Raw genomic sequence first — 21,304 nt, forward strand, 5'->3', positions numbered from 1 at the left:
TTATGCGTTCCCCTGTTCCTGCTGTGCCTTCTTCGCTTTCTTGCCCTTCTTGCTTTTCGCCTTGTCGTCGGCGGCCTCAGCGGCGGCAAGGACTTCCTTGCGCAACGCCTCGGGGGCGAGCGGGAAGCCAAGCGAGCGACGGCTGTCGAAGTACGCCTGGGCTACGGCACGAGCCAGGGTGCGAACCCTCAGGATGAAGCGCTGACGCTCGGTAACCGAGATGGCATGGCGGGCGTCCAGCAGGTTAAAAGTATGGGAGGCCTTGAGAACCTGTTCATAGGCTGGCAGGGCCAGGCCGGCTTCGATCAGCCTTGCGCTCTCCCGCTCGTGAACATCAAAGCTATGAAACAGGAACTCGGTGTCAGCGTGCTCGAAGTTGTAGGTGGACATCTCCACTTCCTGCTGGTGGAACACGTCACCGTAGGTGACCACACCGTCCGGACCTTCGGTCCAGACCAGGTCGTACACGCTGTCGACGCCCTGCAGGTACATGGCGATCCGCTCAAGACCGTAGGTGAGCTCGCCGGTCACCGGGAAGCACTCCAGGCCACCGACTTGCTGGAAGTAGGTAAACTGGGTCACTTCCATGCCATTCAGCCAGATTTCCCAACCCAGGCCCCAGGCACCCAATGTCGGGGACTCCCAGTTGTCCTCTACAAACCGGATATCGTGCACCAGCGGATCAAGGCCCAGTGCACGCAGGGAATCCAGATACAGTTCCTGAATATTGTCCGGTGACGGCTTCAGAACCACCTGGAACTGGTAGTAATGCTGCAGGCGGTTTGGGTTCTCACCGTAACGGCCGTCGGTGGGACGGCGGCTGGGCTGAACGTAGGCGGCGTTCCAGGTTTCCGGCCCGATGGCACGCAGGAAGGTGGCCGGGTGGAACGTGCCGGCACCTACTTCCATGTCCAGTGGCTGGAGGACCACGCAGCCATGCTGCGCCCAGAAATTCTGCAGAGCCAGGATAAGGCCCTGGAAGGTCCCGATATCCGGAGTTGTCTGTTTCGTTGCCTTGTCTGTCACGACGGTTGCCTGCTGATCAGTCTGTGTGTGGCGCCCCGGTTGTCCTTCGGGGCGCTCCGAAAAAAGAAAGGCGCATTATACGCGTGCTGGCTGTGTATTTCTAAGTCAGAAGAAGGTAAGACCCACCTGGAACAGTTTTTCCACATCCCGGATGCGGGTTTTGTCCACCAGGAACAGGATAACGTGGTCGTCCGGCTGGATCCGGAGATGATCGTGGGCGATCAGGACTTCGTTGCGGCGCACGATGGCGCCGATGGTGGTGCCTTCTGGCAGGTTGATTTCATCAAGCCGTTTACCGACCACTTTCGAAGACCGGTGATCCCCGTGGGCAATCGCTTCAATTGCCTCTGCCGCGCCCCTGCGAAGTGAGTGAACGTTCACAACATCACCCCGGCGAACGTGGGTCAGAAGGCTGCCAATTGTGGTCTGCTGGGGTGAGATGGCCACGTCGATGTCGCCGCCCTGAATCAGGTCCACGTAGTCCGGATTGTTGATCAGGGTCAGGACCTTGCGGGCGCCCAGGCGCTTGGCCAGCAGTGACGCCATGATGTTGGCTTCATCGTCGTTGGTTACCGCACAGAACACATCGGTATTCTCGATGTTTTCTTCCAGGAGGATGTCCTTGTTGGCGGCGTTCCCCTCCAGCACCACGGTTTTCCGCAGGTTTTCCGAGAGCATGACACAGCGCTCGTGGTCCCGCTCCAGCAGTTTGACCTGGTACCGGTTCTCGAGGGTATGGGCAAGCCGCTGACCGATATTGCCGCCCCCGCAGATGAAGATGCGCTTGTAGGGTTTGACCAGGGGTTGGAGTTCGCTCATCACCGACTTGATGTGGTCACCGGCGGCAATGAAGAACACCTCGTCCCCGTCTTCAATCACCGTGTTGCCCTCGGGCATGATCGCCCGGTCTTTGCGGAAGATGGCCGCCACCCGGGTATCGATCTTGGGCATGTGGGTGCGCAGGTAAGACAGCTCATGGCCCACCAGCGGGCCACCCTTGGTGGCACGGATGGCCACAAGGCGGGTCAGGCCCTTGGAAAACTCCAGTACCTGGAGGGCGCCGGGGTTCTCGATCAACCGGGTGATGTGTTTGGTCACCAGGTGTTCGGGGCTGATCAGAACATCAATGGGAAAACCCCGCAGGCTGTCGAGGTCCTTGGTCTGGTCGCGCTGGTAGAAAAGTTCGGATTTCGCCAGATAGGCGTTGGCTCGTACCCGGCATATGGTGGTCGGGGTCTTGTACAGCAGTTTGGCCACCTGGCAGGCGACCATATTTGTCTCGTCACTGTTGGTGACGGCAATCAGCATGTCGGCGTCTTCGGCCCCGGCCTGTCGCAGTGCCGTGGGATAGGACGCCGCGCCCTGAACGGTGCGGATGTCGAGCCGGTCCTGCAATTCGCGCAATCGGGCACCATCGCTGTCGATAATGGTGATGTCGTTGGCTTCGTTGGCTAGGTTTTCGGCAAGGGTACCGCCGACCTGGCCGGCACCGAGAATCAGGATTTTCATGGTTCGGGTTTCTCCAGCACGGCGTAGAAGAAGCCGTCATGGCTGTCCGGATCCGGGAGCAGTTGCCGCCCCGCACCCATATCGCGTCCCCATTGAGCTTCCGGCTCAACGAGAATGGCATCGGTCTGCTGCTTGCAAAACCGCTGAATTATACGGTGGTTTTCCTGCGGGAACACCGAGCAGGTGGCATACACCAGCCGGCCTCCGGGTTTCAGGATAGCCCACATTGCGTCCAGCAACCCGAGCTGTATGGCCGCCAGGGGGGTAATGTCCGATTCACGGCGCAATAACTTGATATCAGGGTGGCGGCGAATCACGCCGCTGGCGCTGCAGGGCACGTCCAGAAGAATGCGATCGAATGCCTCGCCGTCCCACCATTGTTCGGTCGCAGCCGCATCCGCCTGTTTCAGGGTGGCGTTGAGATCAAGTCGGTCCAGATTCTCCTGAACCCTGGGCAGGCGATCAGCGGATTCGTCGATGGCGACCACTTCTGCCAGCTCGCCACAGCTCTCCAGAATCGCGCAGGTTTTGCCGCCGGGAGCGGCACAGGCATCGAGAACCCTCTGGCCAGGCGCCAGGTCCATCAGGGTGGTGCACAATTGCGCGGCCTCATCCTGCACGCTGACAGCGCCATCGGCGAACCAGGGCAGCCGGTCGACAGGAACCGGAGTGGCCAGTTGAATGCCGTGGGGTGCGAAGCGCGTTGCCTTTGCTTCGATGCCGGCCTCAGCCAGCAGGCCAAGATACTCATCCCGGGCAAAACGGAGGGCATTTACCCGCAGGGTCATGGGGGCCTGGGCATTGTTGGCGTCGAGAATGTGCTGCCAGTCTTCCGGCCAGTTGTGGCGGAGCTTTTCCACCATCCACACCGGGTGGCTGAACCTGGCGGCATCGTCTGCCGGTTCTTGTGCGCCTTCCCGCTCCGCGGCCCTGAGGACACCATTCACCAGCCCGGTCAGATGGGGTTTGTCCAGGGCGCGACAGGCTTCAACGGTTTCATTGAGAACGGCGTAATTGGCCTGTTGGCTGAAGCGCAACTGGAACAGGGCAACCAGCATCAGGTGATGAATGATGCGGTCGGGCTTGCGCAGAGGTTTTTTCAGCCGGCTGTTGAGCTCGCCGTCCAGGCGGTAAAACCAGCGGCAGGTGCCGTAACAGAGCGCCTGGAGAACCGGGCGTTCATTGGCGGGCAGGCGGTTCAGTGCGGGCGGCAGGCACTGGGACAGGGACTGGCCATTCTCCACGGAAAGCATCACACCCGCGGCGATGGCGCGCATGGGGTGTTGTCGGTCGCCCATCTCAGCGCAGCTCCTGGCCGGGCATGAGCAGTTCCTTGCCGCCATTGATCAGGTCGTTCACGCTTTGGGCGCGGGAGCCCGGCAGCTGGAGACGGGTGATGCGCAGGGTGCCGTTGCCGCAGGCAATGTCGATCCCGTCCCGGTCCCGTTGTACTACGGTGCCGGGGAAAGCGTCGCTGGCGGTAACCAGGGCCTGGGCTTCGTGAATCCGGATACGTTGGTCACCCAGATCGGTGTAGGTTCCGGGCCAGGGGTTAAAGGCGCGAACCAGCCGTTCAATCGCTATGGCATCTGCGGCCCAGTCAATATGGCCTTCGGTCTTGCTCAGTTTGCTGGCGTAGCAGGCCAGCTGGTCGTTCTGGGGTTCCCCGGTGAGTTCGCCCTTCTTAAGAAGCTCCAGGGCCTTGATGATGGCCTGGCCGCCCAGTTCAGCCAGGCGGTCATGGAGACTGCCGCCGGTGTCGTTGTCCTCGATGGTGGTCAGGGATTTCAACAGCATGGCGCCGGTATCCAGGCCCTCGTCCATCTGCATGATGGTGATGCCGGTTTCCGCATCGCCTGCCGCTATGGCCCGCTGAATAGGTGCGGCGCCGCGCCAGCGCGGCAGCAGCGAGGCGTGGATGTTCAGGCAGCCGTGGGTTGGAATGTCCAGGATCGCCTTCGGCAGGATCAGACCGTAGGCCGCGACAATCATCACGTCCGGATTCAGATCGGCCAATTGTTTCTGGGCGTCGGGCGTTTTCAGTGTTTCGGGCTGGAAGACCGGGATCCCGTGGTCCAGCGCCACCTGCTTGACCGGGCTGGGCTGCAGCTTCCGGCCACGGCCGGCGGGACGATCCGGCTGGGAGTAAACGCCAACAATGGTGTGGCCGGCTGCAATAAGGGCGCGGAGCGCGGTTGCCGCAAAATCCGGTGTACCAGCAAAAACAAGTCGCACGGTGTAGTGATCTCTGTTCCGTTGTATACGAAAAGACCGGGTCATGACCCGGTCCGGAATAGTGTCTGGTTTTGACGCTCGCCTGCAGCCTGATCAGGCGCTCTTCTTGTGCAGCTTCTCCAGCTTCTTGCGAATGCGAGTGCGCTTGAGCGAGCTGAGATAGTCCACGAACAGCTTGCCGTTCAGGTGATCCATCTCATGCTGGATGCAGACAGCCAGCAGGCCTTTGGCCTCCAGTTCAAACGGTTTGCCGTCCCGGTCCATTGCACGGATCATGCAGTGTTCGATCCGCTCAACGTCTTCGTAGAAACCGGGCACAGACAGGCAACCTTCCTGCATGGCTTCCCGTTCGCCGTCCAACACTTCCACCTCGGGATTGATGAACACCCGCGGCTCGCTCTTGTCCTCGGACAGATCCATAACGATGATCTGTTTGTGCACATTCACCTGGGTGGCCGCAAGGCCAATGCCGGGCGCATCGTACATGGTCTCAAACATGTCGTCGATCAGCTTGCGGTCGGCGTCTGTCACCTCTTCTACCGGTTTGGCAATGGTGCGTAGACGGGGATCCGGGTATTCGAGAATCTCTAGTATCATAGGTCGGTCTTTTAGCCTGTATGTCGGGATGCCCGCGGTATTGTGCCGGCATGCCTTTTGACTTTGCTGCTCTTTGTAACAGTGTGAAACTGATCTCCGAAATGCGACAGCGTACTGCGCAAATTTTCACCTTGCCTCTACTATTATCGGGGCAAGGCCCCAGCTTTCAACGGCTGGAGGGGTTCTCAAGCTTTATACGACTATTATCCAACAATTCGTCGATTGAGTACAAACTGATCAGTTAATAGTTAAAATCTTTCAACGACGGGATAGAATTTACTGGAAGAACAAAAGATAACATCACAATTTGCGAGACTTCTTCTATAGTAACTGGAATAACAACGTAATAAGCTGCAGGTAACTGACTGCATCCCAACAGAATGCAAAGAATCAAGGCACGCGATCAAGGACTTACACAATGAGGAAACTGCTGTACGCTCTGGCAGCAACTACGCTGCTTATAACCTCCTGGGCTCATGCTGCACCGGAGCTGCGGTCCGATCATCCCGAGCGTTACACCGTAGTTAAGGGTGACACCCTCTGGGACATTTCGGCCCGTTTTCTGAACAACCCCTGGTACTGGCCGGAAATATGGCATGTAAACCCGCAGGTCGCCAACCCTCACCTGATTTATCCCGGTGATCGCCTTGCCCTGGTTTATATTGATGGCAAGCCCCGTATTACGAAGGTTGCCAGCAACGATGTCGTAAAGCTGTCGCCCAAGGTACGTTCCGAGCCCATCGATACGCCCATCCCGGCGATCCCGCTTGATGCCATTGGCAGTTTCCTGACGGACACCCGTATTGTCAGCCCGGAAGAGATCAACGGTGCTCCGTATGTTCTCGAAGGTGAAGACGGCCGGATTATCACCGGTGCCGGCGACAAGCTCTATGCCCGCGGGGAAAAGCCTGCAGACAAGGTGGGTGTATTCCGTCGCAGCAAGGAGTTCCGGGATCCGGATACTGGCGAGTTCCTCGGTCTTGAGGCGCGCAGTATTGCCCGTGGTGATGTCGCCCGGGAAAACGGCGATGTGTTGACCGTAAACCTGACCAGCTCCAGCGAAGAAGTTCGCATTGGCGACCGACTGATGGTGAGTGAAGACCGCCGTCTGACCACCAGCTTCGTGCCCAGTGCTCCCGACCAGGATATTGAAGGGCAGATGATCTCGGTTGACGGTGGTGTGAGCCAGATCGGTCAGTTTGATGTGGTTGCCATAAACCGCGGCACCCGGGAAGGTCTGGAAGCTGGCAACGTGATGGCCGTACTGAAAAGCGGCAACCTGGTTCGCGATCCGGTGACCGGAGAAACCATCGAGCTGCCCTCCGAGCGTGCCGGGTTGTTGATGGTGTTCCAGGCCTACGAAAAAATGAGCTACGGTCTGGTGCTGCAGGCCAGCCGCGTGTTGACGGTGGGTGACAAGGTTACCAACCCCTGATTGACTGACTACCGATAGACGCAATGGCCGGACCAGGAAGGTCCGGCCTCGCTGTTTCAAGGATGATGCCGTGTTTTCCTCTGCCACAGCCCAATGGCTGTTCCTGACTTGCCTGCCCGGCCTCGGCCGTACCCGTCGGCGTGAACTGCTGACTGAATTTCCTGACTTGCCCCAAATGCTTTCCATGAATGCTGCTACCCTGCGGGCCGTGGGCATGACTGCAGACGCCATGGCCGCAATCCAGGCCTGGCAAAAGCAGGATGATGCGCATCCGGCGATTCGTGAGGTGCGGACCATCCTGCACGATTGCCAGAAGCATGCCGTCGGTATTCTGACCTGGGAAGATACCCACTACCCCGAGCAGCTCCGGCACATTCACGACGCGCCCCTGGTGCTCTTCACCCGAGGTGATACGGAGCTCCTGGCACGGGACCAGATCGGTATCATCGGTAGCCGCAAGGCTACGCCCGCCGGTCTGGATCATGCCCGGCGTTTTGCCGCCGAACTGAGCGCCCGCGATCTGATGGTGACCAGCGGTCTGGCGCTCGGGGTCGATGGCGCTGCCCATGCGGGGGCACTGGATGCGGGGTATCCCACCGTCGCGGTGATTGGCTGTGGCCTCGACCGCGTCTACCCTCACCAGCATCGCCGCCTGGGTGAGCGAGTCGTTGCCGACGGATTGATGATTTCCGAGTATCCTCCTGGCACGCCGGCAAGAGCCGCGCACTTTCCCCAACGCAACCGGATTATCAGTGGCCTGAGCCGTGGCGTGCTGGTGGTCGAGGCGGGCCTGCGCAGTGGCTCCCTGATTACCGCGAGGATGGCGCTGGAGCAGGGGCGGGAAGTATTCGCCATTCCCGGCTCGGTGCACAGCCCTGTTGCCCGGGGGTGTCATCACCTGATCAAACAGGGTGCCCGCCTGGTGGAAACGGTGGAGGATATCCTGGAGGAGCTTGGTGCCTGGTGGTCCCCGCCGCTGGCAAACGAAGCGGCTGCCACCCCGGAGCCGAAGCCCGGAGGCAAGGGCCCGCTGGCCGGCCTCGACGGCCGTGAAATCGCGGTGTTTGAGGCTTTAGGGTATGATCCACAGTCAACCGATGCACTGAGTTCAGCAACCGGCCTTCCTGCCGATCAGCTTATGCAGTCCCTGTTGCTTCTGGAGTTGCAGGGGCTGGTCAGCTCGGCACCGGGAGGCTTTCAGAAAATCGCCTGAACCCCGTGTGATCATCTAACCGGATCAACGTCTGACACAAGCAGTATGGCCCATTCCCACCCCCTATCTGACTGGCAATTGCACTGCGCTCGCCGCACGGTTCTCGGAGGCGGCGTTATTGCCTATCCCACCGAGGCTGTCTGGGGGCTGGGTTGTGATCCCTGGGACCAGGAAGCGGTGGAGAAGGTTCTGGAGCTGAAGCAGCGCCCGGTCGAGAAAGGCGTGATTCTGGTGGCTTCTTCCCTTGACCAGGTCCGCTTCCTGCTGGATCCCCTTCCCCTTCTGCTCCGGGCCGAGGCTGAGCGGCACTGGCCCGGCCCCGTGACCTGTCTGCTGCCAGACCCGGAGCGACAGGTGCCGGAATGGGTGCGCGGAAAGCACAGTTCCATCGCGGTTCGGGTCAGCGAGCACCCGGTGGTGCGGGCGCTCTGTGAAGCGACGGGCATGCCCCTGGTCTCCACGTCCTGTAATCCGGCCGGGCGACAGCCCGCCCGCCATATCTGGCAGGTGCGCGGGTATTTTGGCGATCAGTTGGACTGGATCGTTCCGGGAGCACTGGGCGGTAATCGCAAACCCAGCCGTATTATTGATATTGTCAGCGGTCAGCAACTTCGTTAGGAGCGTTTATGGCAAAGCAACCCGACAGCCAGGCGGTCAAGCAGTATCTGCTGGGCCTGCAGGAGTCCATCTGCAAACGTCTGGAGGCCCTCGATGATGGCGCATCGTTCATCAAGGATGCCTGGGACCGGCCCGAGGGTGGCGGTGGCGTCAGCCGGGTGATCACCGAAGGCCGGGTGTTTGAGAAAGGCGGTGTTAATTTCTCTCACGTCATGGGCGATACCATGCCAGCTTCGGCCACCGCTCATCGTCCCCATCTGGCCGGTGCACCCTGGCAGGCCATGGGTGTGTCCCTGGTGATCCACCCCAACAACCCCTATGTGCCGACCTCCCACGCCAATGTGCGGTTTTTTATTGCCACGCCGCAGAACAGCGAGCCGGTTTACTGGTTTGGCGGCGGCTACGACCTCACGCCTTACTACGGTTTTGAGGAAGACTGTGTGCACTGGCACCGGACAGCCCGCGATGCCTGCGAGCCGTTCGGAGAGGGCACCTACAAGCGCTTCAAGGACTGGTGCGATGATTACTTTTATCTGAAACACCGGGATGAACCCCGGGGTGTTGGTGGTCTGTTTTTTGATGACCACAACACCGGCGACTTCGAGCAGGATTTCGGCCTGATGAAAGCGGTGGGCGATAGCTACATAGACGCCTACGAGCCGATCGTCCGGCGCCGAATGGATCATCCGTTTGGTGACCGTGAGCGGGATTTCCAGCTCTACCGCCGGGGGCGCTACGTGGAATTCAACCTGGTCTATGACCGCGGCACCCTGTTTGGCCTGCAATCCGGCGGTCGCACCGAATCCATACTGATGTCGCTGCCGCCACTGGTGCGCTGGGACTACAACCGGACCGCCGAGCCCGGTTCGGAAGAAGCCCGGCTGACAGACTATTTCCTGACCGGGCGGAACTGGCTGGAGACCCAAGATGACTAACGATCTCTACGCGGTAGTTGGCAACCCCATCAGCCACAGCAAATCGCCGAGGATCCACAGCCTGTTTGCCAGCGAGACCGGTGAGCCGGTTGAGTACACCGCCATCCAGGCGCCACTGGATGATTTTGCCGGCACGGTGAGGCAATTCTTTGAACGGGGTGGCAAGGGCCTGAACGTAACCGTGCCCTTCAAGGAGGAAGCCTGGAAGCTGGCGGACCGTCGTACCGAGCGAGCCCAGAATGCCGGGGCCGCCAATACCCTGTATCTGGATGACGAGGGCCGGCTCACCGCTGACAACACTGACGGGTGCGGTATTGTGCGAGACCTGGTTGTCAACCACGGAGTTGTCCTTGGGCAGGCACGCATCCTGGTGCTGGGGGCCGGTGGCGCGGTTCGTGGTGTTCTGGGGCCGATTCTGGCGGAGCATCCTGCCGCCATTACCATTGCCAACCGGACGGTTGCCAAGGCTGACGCGCTGGTTAACCTGTTTAAACCCGTGGCGGGCGAGACCGTGCTTTCTGCCTGCGGATTCGAACAGCCCCGGGAGCCTTTTGACGTGATCATCAACGGTACCAGTGCCAGCCTCCAGGGCGATCTGCCACCGCTGTCACCGGAGGTACTCGGAGAGCAAACGGTGGTCTACGACATGATGTATTCTCTGCAGACCACCACCTTCAATCAGTGGGCACTTGAACAGGGCGCACAGATCGTCCATGACGGGCTTGGTATGCTGGTGGAGCAGGCGGCTGAATCGTTCCGGATCTGGCGCGGCATCAGCCCCGCCACACGTCCTGTCATTGAGGAATTGCGTAACGACTGAGTCGCGGCCCCCGGATTGGGCTATGCTCAGGGTCAACATTCCGTAGGGATTTTCGATGGATATTCTTACCCTTGTGGGGCTTGTGGCAGGTGTTCTGATCGTCATCATGGCGATGCTCGCCAATGCCTCCTTCCTGACGTTCCTGAACCTTCCGGGGCTTGCCATTGTGCTGGGCGGAACCTTCGCCGTTACCCTGATCAAATTCCGAATGGCGTCAGTCATGAGCGCCTTCCGCCTGGCCATGTCGGCTGCATTCACCGACCGTATGGCGCGGCCGGCGGAATTGATCCGGGAAGTGGGATCACTGGCCATGGTGGTGCGTAAAGAGGGCATTCTGGGCCTGGAAAACCACCAGACTGACAACGAGTTCCTCCAGAAGGCCATTAATCTGTGTGTCGACGGTCACCCGCCGGAACTCGTGGAGGAGGCGCTGGCCCAGGAAACCCAGCAGACCGCCGAACGGTACGAAGTGGCCGAGCGGGTGTTCCGGGGCATCGGCGAATCGGCTCCGGCCATTGGCATGCTGGGCACCCTGGTAGGCCTGGTGCAGATGCTCAACACCCTCGACGATCCGTCCTCCATCGGCCCGGCCATGGCCATCGCCCTGCTTACCACCTTGTACGGTGCGTTTATTGCCCAGCTGGTTGCCCTGCCCCTGGCCGACAAGCTGCAGCTGAAAGCCGAGGACGAGGCCCGGAACCAGGTGCTGATTATCACGTCCATCAAGAACATCATGCGCGGTGAGAATCCCCGGGTAATGACCGAACTGCTGTCGTCGTTTGTTCACCCGGAGCAGCGCACCGGCCTGGCGCCGGAGCGGGAGGCCTGAGGGTTTGGAGCTGGTCCAGAAGAAAAACAGGAAGCGTTTGCAGAACCAGACGCCGGCCTGGATCGTCACATTTGCCGATCTGGCCACCCTGCTGCTTACCTTTTTCATACTCCTGCTGTCGTTTGCCGAGATGGACGTGGAGAAGTACCGGGCCATGGCCAATTCCATGGCGGTCGCTTTTGGCTCCAGTAATGTCCTGGCCGATGATATCGGTGGTTCCCCCCTGACCATGATTGAATCCGAGACGGTATCCCTTCCCGAGCCAACGGAATCCCAGACCAGGGAGCCCGAATTTATTGATGAGCGCGCCGAGGGTGTCGCGCCCACCCAGATCCCCGGCGGCGTGATTGATCTGGCCAGCCGGATGATCCGGGAGCTGGAATCGGAAGTCGCGTCGGAAGCCCTGAGTGTCAATTACGACCAGAACCAGGTGGTGATCCGCTTTTCCGAGGAAGCCACCTTTCGATCCGGTGAGGCCGCTATAAAGCCCGAGATGATTCCGATCATCGAACGGGTGGTCAATGTGCTGTCCGCCTGTACCGGTGATGTCCTGGTGTCCGGCTACACCGATGACCGGCCCATCTCCAGTGACCGCTACCGTTCGAACTGGGATCTTTCGGCGGCCCGAGCCGTGTCCGTCGTGCACGAGCTGGTGATGAACCGTCAGGTACCCGCCGACCGCGTGGTGGCGGCCGGTCGTGCCGAGACCAATCCTCTGGCGCCCAACGATTCGCCAGAGAACCGGGCCCTTAACCGTCGGGTGGAGATCGCGATTCGTAATCCCGAGTGCAACGATGACGTCCCGACCGGCGACCTTCCGGTCGAAATCATGCCCTGAGTCTTATATCCGGCGTGAAGCTTCTCATTCGTAATCCATATAACTGTCGTGCTTTCAGGGCTTTATACTGTCCGCCGTTTATTGACTTGCACAGCGGAGCGAGAGGGTAACCATGAGTGGACCGGACAAGCCAAAAGTGATTGGCGAAGAATGGAGTGATGAGCGGGTCAGAAGTTTTCTGGCTATCCAGCCCTGGGATGCTGCCGAGAACCCTGACTTCAACGCCCTGTTGAAAGCCTATCAGGCCATGCGGGCCGAAGATTTCGAGCGCTTTATCGGCTTTTTTGTTGCCGAGGGTCGGGATCTGAATGCCGCAGGCCCAGACGGGGAAACCATTCTTGACCTGATTTCCCGTCATCGCCGCAGTGTCGATTATGCCCGGGCGCTGGAGAACGCCGGCGCCAAGAAAACGGCCGCGGCGGGCAACTGAGCCCAGCGCGGCCGCTTCATCTGGTTTGAGATCAATGGCGTTTACTGCACGTCGACTTCAATGGCCTTGGGCTCTTTCGGCTCGGCTTTCTGAAGCGTCAGTGTGAGCATGCCGTCCTTGAAGTTCGCCTTCACGCTGTTTTCGTCAACGTTGTCCGGCAGCGTGAAGCGGCGAAGGAAGCTCCCGTAGAATCGTTCGATCCGGTGATGCTTCTTGTCCTTGGATTCATCTTCACTCTTGCGTTCTCCCTGAATACTCAGAACGCCCTCGTGTACCGTTACCTTTACGTCTTCCTTGGACATACCCGGCAACTCTGCCTCGATGGTGAAGGCCTCAGGAGTTTCTTTGATGTCTACGGCCGGCGCCCAGTCGCTGCGGCTGAATACGTCTTTACCTTCGCGCTCGCCGCCTGAGCGGGCCAGGCCAAACATGCGGTTGTAGCGGTTCATCAGGTCTTCGAACTCATTGACCGGATTCCAGCGGGTAAGATTGCTCATAAAGCATCCCTCCTTTTCAAACGAAACGAATCTGAATAGTTGAGCATCAGCTTCGATCGCGGAACTGCTCCATGCCGGTGGCGCCTGCCGGATGGCTATCCGTGAACCTCTGCTAATTCCGAATGTAGGTGCAGCAAAAATGTTTTCAAGGGTGGGGTTGGTCGAATTTTGATCAGGGTCAAATTGGCTTCAGAGTTCCCCGAAATGCCGGTGTAAAAACGGGCGGAATCGGCTCATGGTGGCGCCTGCCGTCTCCGGATCGGGCCAGATACCGGGTTGGAATCCCGGGAGCTCGCCGGACAGGAAAGGTTCCACCAGCGATGGGTTGGCACTGATGACATGAACGACCACATCCCGGCTGGCATCCTCGCCGGTGATCAATGGCGCCGGCTGATGGTCACCCAGAATGATCATCAGGGCGTCCTGGCGCAGATAGTGGGCGGCGAAGCCTCCGGCAACTTCCAGAGCATAGGCAATCGCCTGACCGTAATGTTCCCGGACCCGGTCCGGATCGCGCCACAGCGAAACCGGCGCCTCGCCAGCACCCTCCCAGCGCCGGAACACTTCACCGTTGCCGATGCTTTGCCAGTCATCGAGCACCGGCAGGATCGGCACCCAGGGAGCGTGGCTGCTGATCAGCGCCAGCTCGGCAAAGAGCGGCCCCTCATTCGCATCGCGAATGTCCTGAAACCGGTGCCAGGTGTACTGGTCGGGCATGGTGACCCAGTTGAATGGTGGCCCCTGGTAACCCAGATCATCGTGATCGTAAATCCGGTCGTAGCGGAACAGCCGGCCCTCGGGCCAAGCCTGGGTGATAGCCGGCATCACGGCGACAGTGCTGTGCCCTGTGCTGCGGAAGTCATCGATCAGCGTGGCGTAGCCGGAGCTGAGGAGGGTTTCGTAGGCAAGCTGGTTGTGGATCCACTGGCCACTCAATACGGATAGATGACCAAGCCAGGACTGGCCACCCTGGATGGGTGATTGCAGCCGGCCAGTCACCACCGACAGCCCGGCCGCATCAAGGGACCGGCCCAGCGCCTCAAGGCCCGGATTGACGAGTGACCGGTAGCGCTCGTCCGTGACCGTCGACACCCCGTAGGATTCGATAAAACCCAGAATGACATCGGTATGTGCCAGCCTTGGCAGGGGCGTTGCCCGGCCTTCCCGCCCTGGCAGCGCACTCAATTCGTTGGCAAAGTTGCGGGTTGTCTGGTGAGTGTGGGTGATCAGGGAGGCCTGATTGGCAACGAAGGCCAGCGCCGGGCTGCCAATCCAGGGCGTGATGGCCCCGGCCAGAAACAGGCCGGCCACAAACCAGAGCGGTTTGCCCAAGTGTGCCGGCGAGTGGTGCGCCAGCCGTTCCAGGCCATGGCGAAACAGCCAGCCCACGCCTGCGAGCAAACCCAGCAGAGCGGTGAGGGCTGCAATCGCCAGAGCCGCCCCCAGGTTTGTGTTGAGCAGATTCCAGGCCGCATCCAACAGGCCAACTTCAAGATACAGGTTCAGGCCGCGGCCGAGACTCTCCCGAACCAGGGCATCTGCCAGAACAAGCAGGAACAGAAACGCGTAGGCGACGGCCAGCGAACGAGCGACGCGGTATCTCCGCTCGGGATCCCTGAGCCCGCAAATGATGGCCCATAGGATCAGGGCCTCCAGAGAAAGCCAGGGGGTGTTACCCGGCAATGCCAGAGATGGAAACAGGAACAGCCCGTTCAGCAGAAAAAGCCAGACCAGTATCACGAAGCGACCTCAACCCAGGCGATCTGTTCCTGCCGACGGGGCAGGGGCACCGGTATCGGCGAGTCTCCCTCAACCGATTGTGCCATACGAGTCAGTGTTTCCCGCCAGGGTGATTCATGGGAGGCATGCCAGACGCGCCAATGCAGGGCGGCTAACGCCTCTGGGTGGTTGCAGATCAGGCTGAGCTCCCGGTGAGTCAGGCCCTGCTTTCCTTCCGTGGCGCAGCGATCCACCAGAGACGCCAGGGCCCGCGCTTTCTTGCCCCTTAATGGCGAGGCACTTCGCCTGTGGTCCCGGGCGGAAACGGGAGACAGAACCATCTGTTCGAACCAGTCCAGGCCGCCCGGTGTCCGATGACCCATAGGTGCGGGACCGGCAAGATCAATCACCGTCGTTGTCCGGTAATCTTCGGGCACCGCCAACCACTGCCCTTCGCCCGGTTTTCGGCTCAGCCACCAGGCCAGAGCAGGTGAAAACAATACCGGTGCCAATACGGGCAGGGCCCAGGGTGTCAGCGACGGCGGAAGCCAGCAGGAGGGCAAATTGCCGAAGGCTGAGCCCCGGCTTGGCACCGCCGGACCGGTTCTGTCCCTGCCAGCCGACTTTGAGATTCGACAGCGCGCCCCCAACATGGAAGGTGTGAATCAACATCCGGATGGGGGCCGAACAGCAGCACCGAGGTCACCAGGACCAGCAGAAAGCCCGGACCAGAGCCGGTGTCCGTGGTAGCCATCACGCCCGGCAAAGCCGGCGTCGAATCGGCCAGCGCCACATAGCCTGACAAGCCCAGGAAAACCAGCCAGAGCGGAGAGGCCAGGTACGAGAAAATTCCGGTTACCAGGGCCATCCGATGGGCGAGCCGGATCTTCCCCAGGGTTGCCAGTAACCAAAGATGCTGGAGGTTGCCACGGCACCAGCGCCGGTCCCGGATCAGGTCATCCTCGAGGGTCGGCGGTGATTCCTCAAAACTGCCGGCGATGGCAGGTTCCAGCCAGACCTCGTAGCCGGCCCGTCCCATCAGTGCCGCTTCGATAAAATCATGGCTGAGTACCGGCCCCCGGAATAGACCGGGTCCCCGAAGCTTGCGCAGACCACAGTGGGCCATGAACGGCGCCACCCGGATAATCGCGTTGTGGCCCCAGTAGGTGGCCTCACCCAGCTGGATGGCCGCCAGTCCGGCACTGTAGAGCCTGCCATAACAGCGGTTGGCGAACTGCTGCAGCCGGCCAAAGCGGGTTTCTGCCCGGGCCAGGCGGGGTGTGGTCTGGATAATCCCCGCCTCGGGCCGGGCTTCCATGAGCTGTATCAGCCGGGTAATGCAGTTGGCACTGAGCAGGCTGTCGGCATCCAGAACCACCACATAGCGGTAGCGGCGACCCCATCGACGCAGGAAATCCGCGATATTGCCGCTCTTGTAGTTCAGGTTGATGTTGCGCCGCCGGTAGAACAATTGCTGGCCAGGGCCGAGCTCCCGGCGTATTTGTTCGCAGGTCGCCTGTTCCTCGAGCCAGATTTCCGGGTCCCGGCTGTCCGAGAGCACATAGAAATCAACGGATTCCTGCTGTCCCGTTCGTTCGAGATCGCGGATGATTGCTTTCAGACCGCCGAGGGTGCGCTGCACCGGTTCATTGCAAACGGGCATCACGACGGCGGTAGGTGCGAGCGTTGCTTCTTCGGACTCAGGCTGCCCAACGCGGCTGGACAGGCTCCAGGGGTCGCCGCCAAAGCGGAGCGCAACAAAGCCAAAAACGGCGGTCCAGAAGCCCACGCCGATCCACGCAAAGAGGAGCCCGAAGACGGCCAGCAACGTGGCAGTCGTTCCGCCATTCGCCTGCTCCGGCACTGTCTGGGCAAACAAATAGACGCCGGCCAGGGTTTGAGCGGCCACCAGGAAAATAAGCAGAAGGCGTCGCCGGAACGCGACCGGGCGCCAGCACGCGGCGCTATTCACGAGGGTAACCGATACTGGCCCGGGTAATGGGTGGCAGAGGGCGCCCCTGGCATGGCCCGGGCAGGGTAAACCAATCCGGCATCCGCGCCAGCAACTGCCCGTTGCTCAAGGCCGGGTTGTCAGCGGCGTGTACCTGCAGCAGGCTGTGCAACCGCGCCCGGGTTTCAGGACCGGTATCGTGGCCTGCCGCGCGCAGGTAGAGCAGTGCTCGATCAAACGGTTGGTCTGGTGTGTCCACAGTGGTCTCCGGGATGTAAGGTTACCCCGAAAGATACGGCCACGGCGGTGACTTCAGACCACTGGCTTACTGATCGTTAAGATACTCATTCTTCAGGCGGACATAGTTGGCGGCGGTGTATTTGAAGAACCCGCGCTCCTTCTCCGTCAGCGCCCGGGCTTTCTTGCACGGTGATCCAACAAAAAGGTGCCCGGATTCCAGGGTCTTGCCGGGCGGAACCAGGCAGCCCGCGGCAACAATCACCTCGTCCTCCACCACGGCGCCATCCATGATGATGCAGCCCATGCCGACCAGAACCCGGCTGCCAATGGAGCAACCATGCAGCAGTGCCTTGTGGCCCACCGTCACATCGTCGCCGATGGTGAGCGGATAACCGCCGGGGTTGTAGTCACTGGCATGGGTGATGTGCAGGACCGACCCATCCTGGATGCTGCACCTGTGCCCTATGCGGATTTTGTGCATATCGCCACGAACCACGGTCATCGGCCAGATGGAAACATCATCGCCGGTTTCCACATCGCCAATCACCACGGCACTTGGATCGACCCATGCCCGTTCCCCAAAATGTGGCGTGATACCCTTGTGTGAACGTATATTCGTCACCCCTTTAGCACCCATGTTACATGTAACCAATTCGTAAGTGATTGAAAAGATAGGAAGGAGTCAAAGTTACACTTTTGCCGGTTTTCACTCTAATCATGTGACGATATTGTGGCCGGTTCTGGCCAGAGATTGCCAGCTAAAATCGGCAGTGCGGGTCGCAAAGCGGACACCGCACCAAGTCGAAAATTTTTCCTGCTTAGAGGTCTATCACTTTGGATTTTTCAGTTTTTAGTAGATCTAAATCTCGGAGTAGGGTCTTCACAGGCGAGCACGATGAACATGAAAAAGCGAGTATTCATCTGTAGGATCAGCTGAAATCACCGTGCTCAATTTTCTGGAGCACCGACGCTATCCTGCAACAACCCTCAGGGGTACCCAACAGGTCGCAGGGTCTTTCATCTTCAAGCGCTGGAATCGGTCGCTGGAGCCAGTCCAATGCTCGTTCCCGCGACTCCCAGATTCGTATCGCCTGATGAACAACGTCGATTGCGTGCCGCGTGATAACCAGTTCCAATCCAACCGGCACCATCCGCTCCCATTCTCGGAGCGTATCTGGAATCGGGGCGTCCGGGTCACACTGGGCCACGAGATCACTCAGGCTGTAAGATTTTCCTTCCCTCATACAAGTCCCTCCGACTGGGCATCGTTATTCCATTTTCTAATGGACAATCCATAAAAGGAAGGGGACTCTCCCAGTGTCATGGACATCTCTGTTTTAGTCACTGCGCCAATTTGAATTTTGCCGCCCTTTGGTGTGGACAACGGCACCACCATGGCGCCAGACATTTTCAGGGATCATGAGCGTGCGGATGTCCGCATGCGTTTAAGAGCTTGGGAAGCTCGGCCCGGTCGAAAAGCGAACATTCAAAGCCAGCCACCGTTAAAGATTCCGAATGCCGTATTTATCAGGTTAAGTTGATTCTGTCTCAGTTTGTCTAACGAACACCGTTGTATGAGACCGCTTTCTTATTGATACCTATATCGGCTCTCATTGAGTTCGTGAGCTTGAGTGCTGCTTCTCGGATACTCTTCCAGGTCGTACCTTTTCCGTCATATATCAAGGCAAGAAGCATATCTATTAGATTGTCATTCGCGTCCATTACTTCCTGCGGAGCCAGCATCGCCAAATATGCGAAGAGACGGAGCCTTTCAGTCTCGAAAGCCTCTTGTTCTTCAGCTGTTAATCCGGCTCGTTTTCCAAGTGCCGTCAATTCGATTTTTGCTAGGAGAGAGGCAACGATATCTAAGCAAGCTCTGTAGATCAGCAATTTATCGTTGTGCTCTCTGAGGTGAGTCTCCTTAAAAATCTCATAGTCTTTTCTGATGGAAACCAGTTGTTCATTATTTTTCGCACGAAGATTGGATCGTAACTCTTCCAATTCCTGCTGATGACTATGCCGCTGATTGTCCATAAGCCGAGTGGCCCACACTCTTCCCAGCCAGCTCGAAAGTGCGACGACAATAAATCCTGCCCCTCCGAGTGAGCCGAGGATCCAGGCAGTCAGGCTCGCATAGTGCTCCATACTGTTGCTCTCCTAGCTATGTAAAACCATTTCAGAAATATCTTCTAGCGATCCAAGTTCAACGAAAAACGCTTGAAGCTCGCCTTCCTCTTTTCGCTTTGGTCGAAGAACGCAACGGTGCTCCTTTTGGTAAGAGAAGGAGATGTGCTTCCAAAACTCCTGATTCATATCTTTAGGAATATCGTTGAAAGGATCGTAATAGTAGACATTGCCCTCCAAGAACTGCCAGTGCGGATATTGCTGAGCGAATGCTTTCCTCAAACGATCTATGAATGCCATTTTGTCTTTGATAATCAGAGCCGCATCTGCCTCGAAATCAGTTGGCATTCGCCGACTGATGTCTGTACACGTACAGAACAAAAAGTAGTCATCCATCATGAATTCCAGATCCACCGTCCCTTTTTCAATGGGAAGTGTATGGCCCTGAAATTTAACGCTAGTCTCGCCGCGCATCGCCTCTGCAAAGGCTCTCAACTTATAAGGTCTTGCCGTTTCAAGATCCTTAACGGCTCGGAGATGGCTCCCTTTTGCGTATTCGGACGCAGGCGATATACGCAACCTGCCGTGATGAAAGGCGTCTTCGATGTACTTGCTTTTTGAGAATTTTACCAACCAATCACCCTCGACCTCTGCTCTTCCTTCGAACATTTTCACGCCAGGAGGGGTCCCGTCTGAGAAATAGGTGTTCAGTTGCTCCAGCCCTTCTGACATCGAATCTTTAGTCAGAATACCCCGCCAGTTCGTTTCTTCGATAATTTCTGTGAATAGTCTGCCAAGGCGATTATCGTTTGCTAGCATTGGCGTCGGCGTGATCTGGCCCTTGTGATTGAGGTCGAGGCCATTCATAAACACGTCCCTGAACCTCTCCAATATGGCTTCGTCAGATTGGAGCAAAAGATAGGGCTGCTTGTAGTAAGACAGTCTCCATAGATCATGCAACGCTAGTTTCCCAGCGTTTTGGCTAGCTTCGTGATGTAGCTCTTGTTCACGCTTTTTGAACCAGTCGTAAGTGGCAGCAGCTCTATCAGACATAACCATATCGACGCTCTCCCTCGAATGCTCTGATCAATTAATTCCATGATTAACATCGCAATGGATTTATTCTCTTTTATTTAGGGAATGTAAGGAGCACAGCTGGTTGAAAAGCGGACATTCAGATTTTCTAACGCTGAGTTCACCGGCTTATCCGGTGCAACCATTTGTTAACCCTTATTGCGTGATTGATACTCTTTGCTTGCGTTAGCTAGATATTCCTTTTTATCTTCGTGCTTCGCCAGATCGTCACGTATAGCTGTTAACGCATACTTAGAGTACTTGAATATCGTTGAAGCACCAGCGTCAACTTCGATTGCATATCTCTTACTGTTTTTTAGTCCCAATTTCCAGACAAGAACCTGGGCATCATAGGATCGAATTTGAAGCTCATCCGCTAAATGCTTAACCAAAAAAGGATAGTCTTTATTTGGGTCAAGGTTGGGAACCACCACCGTATCGACTGGCGCAAGATTCCCTACCAACTTAAGCGTAGGAGCCCCTTCTTTTTCCTTAAAATGGCCCTCTTGGACAAAAGAGACCTCATTTTTTAATCCGGCCAATAGTTCTTCATCTATAACAAAATTGTTCGCTATATTGGAGGATTCCATCTTGCCACTATATAGATCAAGCAACGCTACGTTTTTTGGTCCAATTCGCGATATTTTCTCAATGTGCTCCATCCATAGCTTTCTTTCTTTTTCACGAATCTCAATCTGCATTCGCTTTAGTTCAGGAAATTCGATTCGTTTACTTGTCCCACGATACCGATAATAAATATCACCATCTTTGAGAACATCACCCGAATTTTTCTTGCATATTACCGGTTTATCATCGGCCTCTTTTATTGCGATGAATCCATAGTGCTTTCTTTTAAACGTGACAACGCCTATATCCCAGTGAATTTCCGGGCTGAAATATTCTGAAAGGTATGTGGATAGCTGCTCTATTTTGATCTGCTCAAATTTGTCTTTATCGATTCCCTTCAACGTTCTCGGGTTATCAGTAACACCAAAAACAAGTATCCCGCCTTGCGTATTCGCAAAGGCACAAATAGTCTTGAGATACTTCGCTAGGCTTTTGAAGCCAAAATTTTCTTTAAATTCGAGCGACGTCGATTCTCGAGATTTGACTTTTCCATCATCACTCGAATTAGCGAGAATTTCTTTAACTCGATCTTCGTAAACGCGACTCATTCTGTTCCTTGTGCGGGGTAAACATGAAGCTTAGCGGCG

Annotated in this window: 23 protein-coding genes; 8 read left to right on the forward strand and 15 right to left on the reverse strand. The window is 57.8% G+C overall.

Annotated elements, in window-relative coordinates; translation table 11 throughout:
- The 5 genes from glyQ to def all read right to left on the reverse strand — a co-directional run bounded on the left by glyQ (position 1) and on the right by def (position 5,367).
- Positions 1–1,026 (reverse strand): glycine--tRNA ligase subunit alpha, encoded by a 1,026-nt coding sequence (gene glyQ, locus ACP86_RS09310; RefSeq protein WP_041645858.1) that lies wholly within the window; start codon positions 1,024–1,026, stop codon positions 1–3.
- Positions 1,027–1,131: 105 nt separating this feature from the next.
- Entirely contained in the window at positions 1,132–2,535 is a 1,404-nt protein-coding gene (trkA, locus tag ACP86_RS09315) for a Trk system potassium transporter TrkA (protein ID WP_053113428.1), read from the reverse strand.
- Complete coding sequence (gene rsmB / locus ACP86_RS09320; RefSeq protein WP_053113429.1) at positions 2,532–3,833, reverse strand: 16S rRNA (cytosine(967)-C(5))-methyltransferase RsmB; 1,302 nt, start codon at positions 3,831–3,833, stop codon at positions 2,532–2,534. The genes trkA and rsmB overlap by 4 nt, the downstream gene beginning before the upstream one ends.
- Before the next feature lies 1 nt (position 3,834).
- Positions 3,835–4,770 (reverse strand): methionyl-tRNA formyltransferase, encoded by a 936-nt coding sequence (fmt, locus tag ACP86_RS09325; RefSeq protein WP_053115506.1) that lies wholly within the window; start codon positions 4,768–4,770, stop codon positions 3,835–3,837.
- A 93-nt stretch (positions 4,771–4,863) separates the two neighbouring features.
- Positions 4,864–5,367 (reverse strand): peptide deformylase, encoded by a 504-nt coding sequence (gene def, locus ACP86_RS09330; RefSeq protein WP_053113430.1) that lies wholly within the window; start codon positions 5,365–5,367, stop codon positions 4,864–4,866.
- A gap of 418 nt (positions 5,368–5,785) precedes the next feature.
- On the opposite strand from def, the gene ACP86_RS09335 reads away from it, so the two are divergent.
- The 8 genes from ACP86_RS09335 (at position 5,786) to ACP86_RS09370 (ending at position 12,485) form a co-directional block, all read left to right on the forward strand.
- Positions 5,786–6,802, forward strand: a complete 1,017-nt coding sequence (locus tag ACP86_RS09335) for a LysM peptidoglycan-binding domain-containing protein (RefSeq protein WP_014578875.1) — start codon at positions 5,786–5,788, stop codon at positions 6,800–6,802.
- Between the two features lie 70 nt (positions 6,803–6,872).
- A complete protein-coding gene (dprA, locus tag ACP86_RS09340) occupies positions 6,873–8,015 on the forward strand; it encodes a DNA-processing protein DprA (protein ID WP_053113431.1) in 1,143 nt (380 codons plus the stop codon).
- Positions 8,016–8,060: 45 nt separating this feature from the next.
- Entirely contained in the window at positions 8,061–8,633 is a 573-nt protein-coding gene (locus ACP86_RS09345; protein ID WP_053113432.1) for an L-threonylcarbamoyladenylate synthase, read from the forward strand.
- A gap of 8 nt (positions 8,634–8,641) precedes the next feature.
- Entirely contained in the window at positions 8,642–9,568 is a 927-nt protein-coding gene (hemF, locus tag ACP86_RS09350) for an oxygen-dependent coproporphyrinogen oxidase (protein WP_053113433.1), read from the forward strand.
- Positions 9,561–10,388 carry a shikimate dehydrogenase gene (aroE, locus tag ACP86_RS09355; protein WP_053113434.1) on the forward strand — a complete coding sequence of 276 codons (828 nt, stop codon included), beginning with the start codon at positions 9,561–9,563 and terminating at the stop codon, positions 10,386–10,388. Before hemF ends, aroE begins: the two co-directional genes overlap by 8 nt.
- A gap of 55 nt (positions 10,389–10,443) precedes the next feature.
- Positions 10,444–11,217, forward strand: a complete 774-nt coding sequence (locus ACP86_RS09360; RefSeq protein WP_053113435.1) for a motility protein A — start codon at positions 10,444–10,446, stop codon at positions 11,215–11,217.
- 4 nt (positions 11,218–11,221) lie between these two features.
- Complete coding sequence (locus ACP86_RS09365; protein WP_053113436.1) at positions 11,222–12,055, forward strand: flagellar motor protein MotB; 834 nt, start codon at positions 11,222–11,224, stop codon at positions 12,053–12,055.
- Between the two features lie 112 nt (positions 12,056–12,167).
- A complete protein-coding gene (locus ACP86_RS09370) occupies positions 12,168–12,485 on the forward strand; it encodes a PA4642 family protein (RefSeq protein ID WP_014578883.1) in 318 nt (105 codons plus the stop codon).
- 41 nt (positions 12,486–12,526) lie between these two features.
- On the opposite strand, the gene ACP86_RS09375 is transcribed toward ACP86_RS09370, so the two are convergent.
- The 10 genes from ACP86_RS09375 to ACP86_RS09420 form a co-directional block, all read right to left on the reverse strand.
- A complete protein-coding gene (locus ACP86_RS09375; RefSeq protein ID WP_014578884.1) occupies positions 12,527–12,982 on the reverse strand; it encodes an Hsp20/alpha crystallin family protein in 456 nt (151 codons plus the stop codon).
- A 189-nt stretch (positions 12,983–13,171) separates the two neighbouring features.
- Positions 13,172–14,722, reverse strand: a complete 1,551-nt coding sequence (locus ACP86_RS09380; protein WP_053113437.1) for a sulfatase — start codon at positions 14,720–14,722, stop codon at positions 13,172–13,174.
- The gene (locus ACP86_RS23190; protein WP_227507858.1) at positions 14,719–15,201 is read right to left on the reverse strand and encodes a hypothetical protein; all 483 of its coding nucleotides are present in this window, start codon (positions 15,199–15,201) and stop codon (positions 14,719–14,721) included. The genes ACP86_RS09380 and ACP86_RS23190 overlap by 4 nt, the downstream gene beginning before the upstream one ends.
- A gap of 32 nt (positions 15,202–15,233) precedes the next feature.
- Entirely contained in the window at positions 15,234–16,673 is a 1,440-nt protein-coding gene (mdoH, locus tag ACP86_RS09390) for a glucans biosynthesis glucosyltransferase MdoH (RefSeq protein WP_053113439.1), read from the reverse strand.
- On the reverse strand, positions 16,666–16,911 hold the full coding sequence (locus ACP86_RS09395; RefSeq protein WP_053113440.1) for a hypothetical protein: 246 nt from the start codon (positions 16,909–16,911) through the stop codon (positions 16,666–16,668). Before ACP86_RS09395 ends, mdoH begins: the two co-directional genes overlap by 8 nt.
- Positions 16,912–16,977: 66 nt before the next feature.
- A complete protein-coding gene (locus ACP86_RS09400) occupies positions 16,978–17,514 on the reverse strand; it encodes a gamma carbonic anhydrase family protein (RefSeq protein ID WP_053115507.1) in 537 nt (178 codons plus the stop codon).
- A 307-nt stretch (positions 17,515–17,821) separates the two neighbouring features.
- A complete protein-coding gene (locus ACP86_RS09405; RefSeq protein WP_053113441.1) occupies positions 17,822–18,136 on the reverse strand; it encodes an antitoxin Xre/MbcA/ParS toxin-binding domain-containing protein in 315 nt (104 codons plus the stop codon).
- A 313-nt stretch (positions 18,137–18,449) separates the two neighbouring features.
- Positions 18,450–19,037: a hypothetical protein gene (locus ACP86_RS09410; RefSeq protein WP_053113442.1), complete on the reverse strand. Its 588-nt coding sequence runs from the start codon at positions 19,035–19,037 to the stop codon at positions 18,450–18,452.
- Between the two features lie 12 nt (positions 19,038–19,049).
- A complete protein-coding gene (locus ACP86_RS09415; RefSeq protein WP_053113443.1) occupies positions 19,050–20,075 on the reverse strand; it encodes a hypothetical protein in 1,026 nt (341 codons plus the stop codon).
- A 164-nt stretch (positions 20,076–20,239) separates the two neighbouring features.
- Positions 20,240–21,265: an ATP-binding protein gene (locus ACP86_RS09420; protein ID WP_053113444.1), complete on the reverse strand. Its 1,026-nt coding sequence runs from the start codon at positions 21,263–21,265 to the stop codon at positions 20,240–20,242.
- Positions 21,266–21,304 lie beyond the last annotated feature (39 nt).

The organism is Marinobacter sp. CP1 (assembly GCF_001266795.1).
Taxonomy (GTDB): domain Bacteria; phylum Pseudomonadota; class Gammaproteobacteria; order Pseudomonadales; family Oleiphilaceae; genus Marinobacter; species Marinobacter flavimaris.